Genomic DNA, 14,188 nt, shown 5'->3' with positions numbered 1-14,188 from the left:
ACAAAATTACACGATTTTTAACAAAATACACTTAAAAATTAATTGAAATTATCTAAAATACAAAAAAATACCCGATTGAAAAGGTATTTTCATTATTTAATTATTCGTATTCTGAAAATCAGTCAAAAACACTATTTAAATCTTCAACTTTAGCAATTGCAGTTATTAAATCATCTTTTTGGATTCGGAAATTACCATCAGGTAAAAAACTTGTGTTTTGTCTTTGGATTAACACAATGTTAGTGTTTCTTTTTCTTAAATCTAAATCTCTAATTTGTTTATCAAAAATTTCTGCATTTTTAATATAACAAGTTCCAATTACAAATTCTTCTCCAATATCTTCTAAATCTTGTGAGTATCTTAAAAATGATTGATTAGCAACGATTATTGCTGTTTTAATTCCTGCTTCTTGTTCTGGACTAATAATTTGACTTACTCCAATTTGTTTTAAAACCCTTGCATGTCTTTCACTATTTGCTCTGCTGATAATGTTTTTTACCCCAATTTCTTGTAAAGAAGCAACAATTTCTACATTATCTCCAGTAGCAACAACAACTGCATCACTTTCGATTATACCTAATGATTTTAGTACTTTAGGATCCGCTGCATCTGCAACATAAATTTTAGAAACTTCATTTTTATAACTTAAAAGATTTTTTTCATCTTTATCAATTAAGATTAAACTTATATTAGCAGATTTTTTTAATAAATTGTTTGCAACACTTTGTCCATATCTACCCATTCCAATGATACAAATTTCAGAAAATTTTTTTTGTTTTTTCATTTTTATTACCTCTTGAAAAACTGTAATTATAATAGTATTTTACTATCTTTTTTGTAATAAAGTTAATTAAAATAAATAATTTTTATGATTAAAAATTCACGTTTAAAAAATGTATAAATTATAAATTTATAAAAATTATCATAAAAAAAATGATTATTAAGGTAAAATTTCACTATGAAAAATACAAGACACCGTTTAAAAAAATGAAATATAAACGGCAAAAATATATTTTATTATTTAAAGCAAACTGGTAAAATAAAATACATCTTTTTAGTTTATTTAATTATTACAATTATTTTATCTTTATTTTTATACTGACCTATTAGTCATAAAAATATGCTTGTTGAAAAGCCAGATTTTAATTATGGTGATGCTTTATTTATTGCTGCTAGTGCTTTTAGTGATACTGGATTAAGTAACATCAATATAAGTGAAGGTTTTAATGAATTTGGTCAATCTGTTATAGCAATCGGAATTTTAATTGGTGGTTTTGGTTTCTTTACTTTAAAACTCTACATTTTAAGAATGTTATTTGGATGGATGTTTAAAACTAAAACCAGTCACTTTAAACGTGATTTAATTCAAGTTGAACGAGGTTCAACTGTTGTAGGAGATACTCAAAATATTATTAAAGTATCATTAACTACATTATTTATTCTTTTATTTACTAGCATTATTTTTATGACATTTTATTTTTATTTTAGTAATGAAGGTTTTTTTAGTGATCAAAAAGCATTAATAAATAATGACATAGAACATTTTAATCCATATCTTAAACAAAAATATAATCCACATAACAATATTTTACTTTCATTAAGATACGCAACATTTGAAAGTATTAGTGCTATTAATAATGCTGGTTTTGATATCATTGGTCCAAATTCCATTAATGCATATAATAGTAGTTATGTATTACAAATTTGAATTATTATTTTAATTCTAGCAGGTGGGATGGGTTATCCTACAATATATGATTTTTATAAAAAAATTCAAGCAAAAATCAAGAAACAACGTTATGAATTTACATTATTTACAAAATTAAATTTAACAACTTATTTCTTAGTCACAACAATTGGAATTTTATTTACTTTTTTATTTGAAGTAATTAATAAAAATCCTAATGGTTTTTGACATCAAAATGAATACGGAAATAGTTTTAATAAAAGTTTTGCAATTATTTTTAATACTTTGAGTACAAGAAGTGCAGGATTCTCGACAGTTGATTATTATCATTTTTCAAATCAAACAATACTTTTACATGCTGTTTTAATGTTTATTGGTTTTGCACCTGTTTCAACTGCAGGAGGAATTAGAAATATAACTGTCGCTATTATTTTCCTAAGTATTTTTAATACAATTAGAGGTAGAAATACCATTAATAGTTTTAATAGACAAATAGGTAAAGAAACATTAATTAAAGCTATTAATATTTTAACTATAGGACTGATTTTAATATTAATTGGTACATTTATTGTCTCATTTAATTTATCTGATCTAACTCCAGCTAATCTTTCAAAAAATGAAAAACAATATACAATTGTATCTGCATTTTTTGAAGTATGTTCTGCTTTTGGTAGTTCAGGATTAAGTACAGGCATAACAGAAAAACTTAATTTAACATCGAAATTGTTTTTAATTATTTATATGTTTATAGGACAATTAGGTATAACTTCAACTATTTTAGTTTGAGGAAATCAAAAATCTTATGTAACTAAATATCGTTATATTTATGAAGATGTTTCATTAGGATAAAAGAGGTAATTATGAAAAAATCTGCAAAAATAACATTAGGATTTTTATCCGTTGTTGTAGCTGTTTCATTTGCAGCACCTTTATCAATAATTTTGAGCAAAAAAACTGAAACACCTGCTGAAATTCATGTTGATTTAAATTTAAAAAGTGATGTTTCAACTTTAGAAGATGATATTAAATATGTTGCTATTGGTGATAGTATAGCAGCTGGTTTTAATGCTAAATTTGGTTATGATCAAGGTGGATATTTAAACATCGAAACAAATAAAATAGAAGGTCTTAGTTATCCTTCATATCTTGCAAATGCAATCAAAATGACAAATGATGAAAATACAAAATTATCTAGTTATATCAATTTTGGTTTAACTGGTACAACTGTAGATGATTGATTGTATTTACTTGATCCATCTTCATATGATATTAATTCAGATGAATATAAAAAGATTAAAAATAATTTAGCTTTTGATCTTTCTTTAGATAAATCACCTAAAAATCCTATTAAGATGTATTCTGAAGATAGATTAAAATATTTATTTAATGATTTTCAAGTTGAAAATAATCAAACTGGAAAATTAATAGATGAACTTAAAAAAGCTAATTTGCTAACAATTAGTTTAGGAGCAAATGATTATCTTTCATATGTTGATTTATTTGATTTAATAAGTGTTTTAAGTATTCAAGATTCAGAAGAAAATGATGTAGAAATTAAAACTAAATATGATAAATTTATTCAACAATCTCAAAAATTTAAAATTGATATTACAAAAAAATATACATTACTTTTAAATAAACTACGTAAAATTAATCCTGATCTAAATATTAACATTATTTCATATCCAATGCCTTTTGTGCGTATTACTAATATGATAGATAAAAAATATGCAAAAGTAAAAGAAAATTTTTCAGATTTTGTTATTAATTCTTTAAATAATGTTTTAAAAGATATTGCTTTACAAAATAATGTAAATTACATTAATTCATTTAATAAAGAATTATGAAAATTAGAATCAAAAGAACTTGCAAGTAATATTTTCGATATTCATCCCGATATTTTAGGTTATAAAAAAATGGCTCAAGATATCTTTTTAAAAATGTCTTATAATCCCAACCGTGAAAACAATTTAAATAAAGAAATTACTGAATTTGAAAGAAGTGATAAAGGTTCTTATAAACAAGTTATTAATTTTAAAAAATATACAAATAATCAAATTAAACTTTTAGTTTATGGAGTTTATGCTTTAAATAATAATACTTTTGATGTTTCTTATGATTTTGAAAATAATACAATAAATCAAAATATAACTAAATTTATTGCATTAAATCCTAATATTGATATTGAAACATTATTAGAAAACTATTTATCAAAAGATGAATTAATTTTTGACTTTGATCAAATCAAAAGTTATATGAGAAATGCTTTAAATAACATCGGTTTAAAAATAGAAAATTTTCCTAATTTTGAAAGAATTGTTGATAATATCATTAAACAAAATGGAGATAATAATTTTTTAAAGCAAGTAATTATCGAATTTATTCATACTGGTATTTTTGGTAAAATATTTAACAAAATTAAACGTGATGTAGAAATATTAATAGATTCAAAACCAGTTGAATATATTCAATCAAAAGAAATAGAACAAATTATTAAAAATGCAGTTTTTGATCATAATATTATTTATGATTCATTAAGAAAATTTGTTTTAAGTGATTTTTTTAAAAATAACTATAAAAATCAAACTTTAAAAGAAGTTATTTTTTCACTATTAGATGATTTTTTAGATGATAAAAACTTTATTCCTTTTTCAACTACTATATCAAAATCCTTTGCACAAGTAGTATATAGCAATAAAAAAACAGTCTCTAAAATAATTGAAGAATTAAAAGAAATTATTACTCATATCATTGATGATTATTCAGCTTATTTTAAAGACGCACCTACTTTAACTGATTTTTTAATTAAAGTTTATGAAACTAATAAAATTCAAATAATAGATATAGTTAAAATGATGGTAAATTCAATTACCGAAAGTAAAGTATCTATTGATTTATTAATTAATTTAATTTTAGAAAAATTAGAATCTAAAAATACAAATAATTTAAGTGTTGATAATAAAGATAAAATTAAATATTTTTTACATAAATTAATCGTTAGTTTCAAAGATAAACCATTTTTTGAAAATGTAGTTTCTAAGTTTGTTGATTTAATATTTGAAAACATCAATAAACCAAATACAGATATTGATAATATTATTTCAATAGCACTAACATCAAGTATTTTAGATATTTATCCAGGTAATGCAAATGGTGAAATTATTGTTTCATTGCTATCAGATAATTTAGATGATTCAAAATATCTTGATGGTATGAGAACATTAATTGAATTTATTGCAAACAAAAATTATTTAGAAAATATTAACATCAGTGATTTATCACAAAATCAATCATTATTTAATTTAGATAAACTTAAAACAATATTTTTAAACGTAATTAATAACGATAAAATCAACAAAAACCAAATAGTAAAAGACAATTTAAAATTATTTGTTAAATATTTATTACAATCAAATGTTTTAAATAACAACTTAATAAATCAATTTATTTATATTTATTCACAAGGTAATGTAGTAAATAAATTGTATGAAAAAATTGATTTTTTAAATATTACTGATAAATTAAATATTGATTTAGTTGCTGAAAAAGGTTTAAATAATGCTTTAAATTTATGATTTAAAAATTTAATTAATGAACTTTTTGCAGATCAAGAACTAAAAGCACAAATTATTCAATCTTTTAATAATATTATTGATAATTTAGATATTTTAAAAGGTCAAAACTTAAATGAAATTTTAATTAATACTCTTAAAAATATTAAAATTCTAGAACCTAAAAAATTAGTTAATAAATTTATAAATGTAGTTTTAAAAAATGGTCAATCCAAACAAATTGCAATTAAAATTTTAACAAGCATTTTTAAAGAATATTCACAATTAGATTTTTCAGACCAACAAATTAATCTATTAAATGAAAATATTTCAAAAGTACTTGGAAATATTAGTAATTCTTCATTATTTGATGATTTACTTGATGTTTTTGAACACATTGATTTTTCAAAAACAACAACATTAGAATCAATTTTTAATGTTTTAGTTGAAACCATTAAAAATTACTTTAATTTTAGTAATATAGATGTTATTAACAATATACTTGCATTAATAGTTGCAAAAGATGAAAACAATCATATTAATGTAACTATTGATAAATGATTACAAACATTAAAACCAGTCTTTGAAAATGAAAAATTTATTGATTTTGTGTTTGAAAAAATTAATTTAAACAAAATCATTGATAAATTATTTAATGCAATTGATATATCGAATAAAAATTGAGATCAATCAACAGTTGATAATTTTAATAGTTTTATTTTACAATCAAAAAATTTAATTAAAAATAATTTACAAAATTGATCAAAATCAACATTACAATCAATTTTTAAAGAACTTTTTAGTGAAGAATCTATTCAATTGTCTCAAACAAGTCCTTCTTTATGATTTAAACAATTTGTTATTGAAAATCTTATTAATAAAGTATCTAACATATCAAAAGTGATTTTAGATGAAGTATTTAAAAATAATGAATATAAACAATCTGCTCTAATTGTTGTTAGTCAAATTATTAAAGAATATTTAAAACCATATATAAATATTACAAACCCACAAGCAATAAAACTATCATCAACATTAGAAAAAATTCTAAAACAATTAAATAATCAAGAATTTATTAAAACAGTATCAATTGAATTAACAAATATCATAACTCAAAGCGTCACTTTATCAGATGATGTTGTTTTATCTGTTCATTTTAAAGGTGGTTTTGGACTTAATAAATTATTTGAACTATTAAAACAAGTAAATATTGAAGAATTTGTTGATTTATTAAATGAAGATGACATTAAAAACTTACTAGAAATTATTAATAATAACAAAGAAAAACTTTTTGATAGGTTAAATTTAGATTCAAAACAAAAAAATCAAAATAGTGAAGAGATAAAAGAAAATAAATTACAAGATCTAAGTGATTTAAATACAATTATTTATAAAATAGTTCCTAAATTAGTTAAAAAAATAAATAGTTTTAAATCATCTGCTGAAATTTCTAATATTTTAAAAGAAATTATTACTTTTATATTACAAAATCAAAAATCACATGACTTTTTAAAAACATCTTTAAAAAATCTGTATCCTTCAATTGAAAATTCATTAAAAATATCTAATGATTATTGAAATTCCTTTGTTGATTATTTAATTGATGATTTATTAGTTAATTCAAAAACTAATGAATTTATTACTACACTAATTGATAGTATTTTTACAAATAACAAAAAAACAATTGCTCAAATTGAAAATATTTTTGATTTAATTAAAGAAACTATTAAATTAAATAAAGATTCAATTACTACATATATTCATTGATTATCAAAACAAGATAAACTTCAAGACTTTTTAGCTGAAATTACTTTTGTACAAATTAATAAATTAAAAGACATAACTTCAGTTAAAGATGAATTTAAATCATTATTTAAAAATGTTGTTGCAAATATTGATAATTCTGAACTAGTTAATGTATTTTTAGATACATTTATTAATATGTTAAATCAAGTGACTTTTGATAATAATACTGATTTATCTTCCATTTTTAATAAAGATTTTTTAACAAAATTTAATCTAAATGATTTAATTACACCTAAAAATGCAAAATGAATTTTAACTAATATTTTTAGTAATCAAAATAAACAATCTCTTGACCAAATTTTAATTAAATTAATTGCAGATGATAAAGAAAATAATGAAATTAAAATATCTCAAGATTCACAAAATAATCAATCATCAAATAATTTTAATCTTTGAGCATTAATTAAAAAATTTTCAAATACCTTATCTAAGACTAACGATGCCCAAACTATTAATAACATAGTTTCAAGTATTGAAAATTTATTAAATGGAGTTGTTGAGAAACAATTAAATTTAGATAAAATTACATTTTTAGATCAATCTAATCAAACATTTATTAAAAATGTTTTAAAAAAATCTTTAAAAAATGAAAAAATAACTAATATTCTAAAATTAATTGTTGAAGAATTTTTAACAACAGATACTTATAAAAATGTTGAAAATATTGAGAATTTCATAAATCAAGTAATAAAAAATAATTTAGATCAAATATTAACAAATATTAAAGAATTAGTAATTAAAATAATAAAAACTGATGAGAATCAAAATGACTTATTTGAAATTTTGATTAACTTATTAAATAGTAAATTAGAAACAAAAGTGGATGCAAATACTAAAGCAAATTTAAAAGAAATTTATTTAGCTATACTTTCAAATATCGAAACAAATCCAATTTTTGATCAACTTATTAATGAACTAAAATCAATTATTAATGCTAATGATATTGTAAAAACCGGTTTAATTTTGAATACCCAAATTTTAGATATATTAACATCAATATTTGAAAATAAAGATAAAATTTTATCATTTTTAAATAAAGAAAATTTAAGACCAATTTTATTATCAATTTTTAATGAAGATAGAAGTGAACAAATTAATATAATCATTAATTTCTTTATTAATGCAAAATGAATTAATAAAGAAATTAATATAATCATTAATTTCTTTATTAATGCAAAATGAATTAATAAAGATACACAGTTACAAATAAAAGTTTTAGATATTTTAAAAGCTTTTGGCAATGTTTTAAACAATGAAGATACATTAGCTCTTGAAAATATTACAAAAGCAGCAACTAAATTCTTACAAAATTATTTAGAAAATAACATAAATATAAATCAATTAACTAATATTTTTACACCACAAAATCAAGATAATATTAAAAATATTTTAATTTCAGTTTCAAAAGATGAAGAATTTTCTAAATTATTAAAAAATATTTTAAGTGATTATTTATTAACTAATAAATATAAAGATTCTCAATCTCTTGCTCAATTTTTTAACAATTTAATTAAAAATAATGTAGATGTTTTTATTCAACATATTAAAAAAATTATTAAAAATATTTTAACAAATGCAGAACTTAAACAAAAATTAAGTTCAATATTAATCAATGTTATTGAAAATAAATTAAATCTAACATTAGATGATGAAATAAAAACATCACTTCAAAATATATTAAATAAAGTATATGAGTTCATTTCTGATGATAATATCTTAAATTCACTACAAACTGAAATTTCATCATTTATTCAAAATAATGATTTACTTGATGATAATTTAAAATTAAATGCTAACTTAATTAAAAATTTAATTAATACATTAAAAAATAAAAATACAATAAATAATTTATTATCAAATACTAATATCAAAGTATTTTTAGAAACATTCTTTAATCAAAATATTAATTCTGATATTGTTAAAGTAATTAAATTATTTGTTTCACAAATACAAAATCAATCAGTAGATCAAGTAGAACAAACTAAAACAAATGTTTCTTTAAATATAGAAGATTTATTATTACAAATTTTACAAAATGCTTCAAATATTTATACTCATAACAATAAAAATACTAATGTTTTAAATAATTTATCAGAATTAGTAGCTTTACTTTTAAATGAATTTGTAGTTGAAAAAATAGATTTAAATAAAATAACTTTCTTAGATGAAAATAATAAACTGAAAACAAAAAATATTATTAAAGAAATTTTAAATTTAGATCAAACAAAAACATTAGTTGCAAAATTATTAGAAAATTATTTTACAACTGATAAATATGAACATTTAGATTCAATTGTAAAAATTATTAATAGTCTTGTTAATAATAATTTAGATACTTTTAGTAATGACTTAAAAATAATTTCTAAATCAGCTTTAAATAATCAAAATATTAAAGATAATCTAAAAGATATAATTACTTCAATTTTTGCAAATACTTTTAATATTCAAGATACAAAAATAAAAAATAATTTTAAAGATATATTAGAATCATTTATTTCATTTATTCAAGATAGTAATGTTTTAGATAAAGTATTTTCAAATATCAAAGATAATTTAGTAAATAAAAATATTTTATTAGCAGATAAAACTTTAAATCCAGAAATTTTAAATTTACTAAAAGAATTATTTACAAATGAAACTATTATTGAAAAATTATTAGATAAACAATCATTTAAATTATTAGTTTCTAAATTATTTAGTAATGAAAATAAACAAAAAATAATTGATGTAGTAGAAGCAATTATCAATTCAAAATGAAATAATAATATTCAAGATACAAATAATATTCAGCTAACAAACCAAAAACAAAGTAATTTCAATATTATTAATTGAATATTTAAAGTTGCAAAATTAGCAACTGGATCATTAAATACTACTGAAAATCAAGAAAATATTAATAATTTAAATGAAATAGCATTATTTGTTGCTCAAAATTATGTTAAAAAACAACTTGATGTTTCAAGTGTTGATATTTTAGATACTACTCATCAAAATATTCTTAAAGATGTTATTGTTTCAACATTGAAATTAAATACATTTAAACAATTAAGTAATAAAGTTTTAACTAACTTCTTTACATCAAATCAATATAATGATGTTGAAGATATTTATAAACTAGTTAATAAATTAGTTAAAAATAATTTAGACAATATTTCTTCAGATGTTGTTTCAACAATAAATGATATTTTAAAATCAAATAAAACTGATCACTTATTAAGCCAAATAATAATTAATATTATTGAACACAAATTACAAAAAGAAATTCCTCAAAATATTAAGTTAGATTTACAAAATATCATTGAAAAAGCAACAAATGAAATTGATAAAACAACATTTATTACTAAGTTCTTTGATATTGTTAAAGAAGTTCTAAATACAAATGATATTTTTGACCAAAACAATAACTTTAATAAAGAAATTTTAAATTCTATTTATCAAAAATTATTCGACGAAATGAATTTAAAAACATTATTTTCAAAAGAAAATGTACAACATATTTTTAATAATTTATTAACAAAAGAACATTTAGAACATGATATAAACCAAATTGTTGAAGCTTATAAATGATTTAGATTTAATGATTTTTCAATTTCACAAAATAAAACTTCAAATGAAACTGATTCAACACAAACAATTAATTTTGATTTAATTGTTAAAATTCTAAAAGCAGGAAATGGAATTTTAGAAGGTAGTGATGATAATTTAAAACAAAATATTAAAAAATTATTAAAAGCTATTGCAAAAATCGAAATTAAAGAAGCTAATTTATTAGCAATAGTAGAAAATGCTCAAAATGCTTCAAAAACTAAAGATTTTTTAACTAAAATAGTAGATTATGCTTCAGTTGATACAGCATTAGATACTTTATTAATTAAGTTTTTAGATAAAAGTTATGATTTAAGTTCTGCAAATGATATTAATGAGTTAATAAAAAAATATTTAGATTTATCTAAAGAAGATGTTTTAAATAATTTACAACAATTTGTTAATGAATTAATTACAAAAGATAAAGATTTATTAGATGAATTTATAATTAATGCAATTAATAAACAATTAATTCATAAATTAACTGAACAAAATAAAAATAATATAAAAAATATTTCAACTAGAATATTTAATTTTATTAAATCAAATAGTTCATATAAAGATATTATTGGTCATGTTATTGATTCTTTAAAACAAATTAACTTTATTAAAAATAATAAAATTGATACTGATGCAATACAACAAGAAATTGCTAAAAAATTTAATTTTAATACTATTACTTCATTAATTACAAAAGCAAATATTTCTTCATTATTAAATAATCTCTTTAATGATGATGCATCAGTTAATGATTTCTTTGAACTATATAAAACATTAAGATCTAATATTAAATTTTCAACAAATTCTACACAAGAAAATAGTGAAAATAGTAGCAATACTAACTCACAGTCATTTGATCAAAGTTCATTATTTAATTTTATTAGTAGTATTTTAAAAACATTAAATGGTTCATTAGATAATGAACAAATTTCAACAAGAGTTGCACAAGTTATTTCTAAAATTTTAAAATACGAACTTTCTAATTTTGATGCCCAAGAATTTAATATTAATGGTATTTTCAAAATAGAAACTATAAATAAAGTTATTCATTCAGTGGGAAATAGTAGTCAATTAGAAGATGCTATTTCAAAAATTACTAAACATTATTTACACACAAATGATTCAACAATTCAGCAAGCAAATAATTTAAATGATGTTTTAAAAGCAATTATTAAATCAAATTTAGATTTATTAAAACAATCATTAGCTAATATTTTATCATTTGCTGTTTCTGAAAATAATAATGAAAACTTTATTGCGAATGATATATTTAATTATTTAAATAAAACATATCATTTAGAATTTACTGAAACTGATTCTGAATCTAGATCATTTATTGATTTTGTATCAAGAGCAATTGATACAATGACCAATAAAAATTACTTTACAACATTACTTAATAACATTTTAGATCAAGTTGTTGATTTAGATTTCTTTATAAATAATCAATTTAATCAAAATTTAATTTCTTCATTACTTGAAAAAATTATTACAAATACAAATTGAAGCAATATTTTAACAAGTGAATTTGGAAAAGACTTTATTAATGTTTTAATTAATGATAATGAATTAACTCAAAACACAGATCAAATCAATGAAAATCAATCAGATAAAATATTTAATTTATATAAATTTATTAAAAAATTAATTATTAATATTCAAAATCAAAACTCAGAAAATAATCAATCAAATTCAGTAGCAAATACTGCTTCAGTTCAAGATAATAATAAGAAATTTAGAAATATTGAAGATTTACTTTTAAAAATATTTTTAGCATTTAATAACTCATTAGCAAATACTGAACACAGTGAACAAAAATTAATAATTATTCAAAAAAGTATTCATAAAATCATTAAAGATGTTATATTAAACATTGATTTAAGTTCATTTATAAATTCAAATCCAAATGTCACAAAACAACAATTACAAGACTTAATTAGAGAATTTATATCTTATAATTCAATTCAAACATTTACAAACAAAATTGTTAAAGATATTTTAAAATCAGATATTAAACATTGAAAAGAATATAAACAAGGCGATGATTCAAATTTACCTAAATTAATATCATTAATTATAAACCATGAACAAGAAGCAATTATTAAACTATTAAAAGAAACATTAACAGAATTCTTTAACAAAAAACAAAATGCTGATAATGTAACTAATTTAATATTTAAATTAATGAAGATTGAAAATACCAATACCCAAGATGTAAATCTTGTAAGTAATGTATTACAAAAATTAGTTCCACATTTATTAAAAAATGATTGATTTAATAAAAAAATCTTACTTCGTTCATTTTGATGATTATCTAAAAAAGCATTAGAATTTAAAATCGAACAACCAACTAAATGAATTGAAGATGCATTTTTAAAAGTATTAGGGGCAATAGGTAAAGGTGATATTGGAATTATTTTAGACTTTGTAGGTGATAAAAAAGATAATCCAATTTCATCAGAAGAATTTACAAAAATAATTAATTTAATTTTTGAAAAATCTAATTTTGAAAATTCATTACTATACAATGGGTTAAGAAATTTAAATAGAAATCCTGATAAAACAAAAAGAACTAACAAAAAAGACTTAGATAATATTGTTGGAAATAGTGCTTTTGAAGCAATTGGTAAATTAATTTCCTTTAAATCAAAAGCAGATCCTATTCCTCCTGATGAAAATCCAGCTTATATGGTTTCATCTAATAAATCTGAATTAGATATATTAGATAAAGTATATAAAACAATATCATCTGTTTTCTGAAAACAAAATATTCCTCATGATGCAGCAGGATACAAACAACGTAGACAAAATTTTGCATATAAAGCTTTATATAGAGTTTATACAACAGTAAATTATGCTGTATTTCAAATGTATTTCAGAGAAACAACAGATAGAGAAAGAGAAGAAAAATTCATTCGATGATGAAAAGGTGGAACAACTAGTCCTTCAATTTTATGAATATTATTAGAGGATACAGTTTTAGGTTTAAAACGTTTAAATAAAACATTAAAATCAAGTTTAGAACATCCACAAGATCTTTGAACAATACGTAATGAAATGAATGCTTATTATCATTACAGAGGTAAAACTTTCGGACGTGATTATTTTGCTGATGAACAAAATTATAGACCTGATGATATTATTTATATTTTAACAACATCTGAATTTCCTGAGAATGATCCAAATAAAAAGAATTATAGTCCTAATGTTTATTTTGGACCTTCAATTAATAATGGTAAGCCATTATCTAAAAAAGAATATGTTTTATGAACAATTCGTGAAGGTAGTTGAGGTAAATTTATGAATCAATCTAGTTTAACTTCTTTAAATGTTAATAGTAATTTTGCTGATTGACAAAACACTGGACATTGGTGAAGTCCTAAATGAACTATCGTATCAAAAATTCAAAAAGGACAATACTAAGATCAAAACACATAGTGTTTTTTTCTTTTATTTTTTCAAATTTGATAAAAAAAATTGTTTTATAACATAAAAAGAGTATTTTTAAGTTAAAAAAAATTATTTTATATTAAAATAATAAATTAATTATATAAATATA

Annotated in this window: 3 protein-coding genes; 2 read left to right on the top strand and 1 reads right to left on the bottom strand. The window is 19.9% G+C overall.

Going from position 1 to position 14,188, the window contains the following annotated elements; genetic code table 4:
* Window positions 1-100: 100 nt before the first annotated feature.
* Entirely contained in the window at window positions 101-784 is a 684-nt protein-coding gene (locus HLA92_RS01580) for a potassium channel family protein (RefSeq protein ID WP_171112869.1), read from the bottom strand.
* Window positions 785-958: 174 nt separating this feature from the next.
* On the opposite strand from HLA92_RS01580, the gene HLA92_RS01575 reads away from it, so the two are divergent.
* On the top strand, window positions 959-2,536 hold the full coding sequence (locus HLA92_RS01575) for a TrkH family potassium uptake protein (RefSeq protein ID WP_171112867.1): 1,578 nt from the start codon (window positions 959-961) through the stop codon (window positions 2,534-2,536).
* Between the two features lie 11 nt (window positions 2,537-2,547).
* Complete coding sequence (locus HLA92_RS01570; protein ID WP_171112865.1) at window positions 2,548-14,052, top strand: SGNH/GDSL hydrolase family protein; 11,505 nt, start codon at window positions 2,548-2,550, stop codon at window positions 14,050-14,052.
* Window positions 14,053-14,188 lie beyond the last annotated feature (136 nt).

The organism is Mycoplasma miroungirhinis (assembly GCF_013008815.1).
Lineage (GTDB): Bacteria > Bacillota_I > Bacilli_A > Mycoplasmatales > Metamycoplasmataceae > Metamycoplasma > Metamycoplasma miroungirhinis.
The sequence above is the reverse complement of the archived record's forward strand: the minus strand, read 5'-3'. Positions and strand labels throughout refer to the sequence as shown.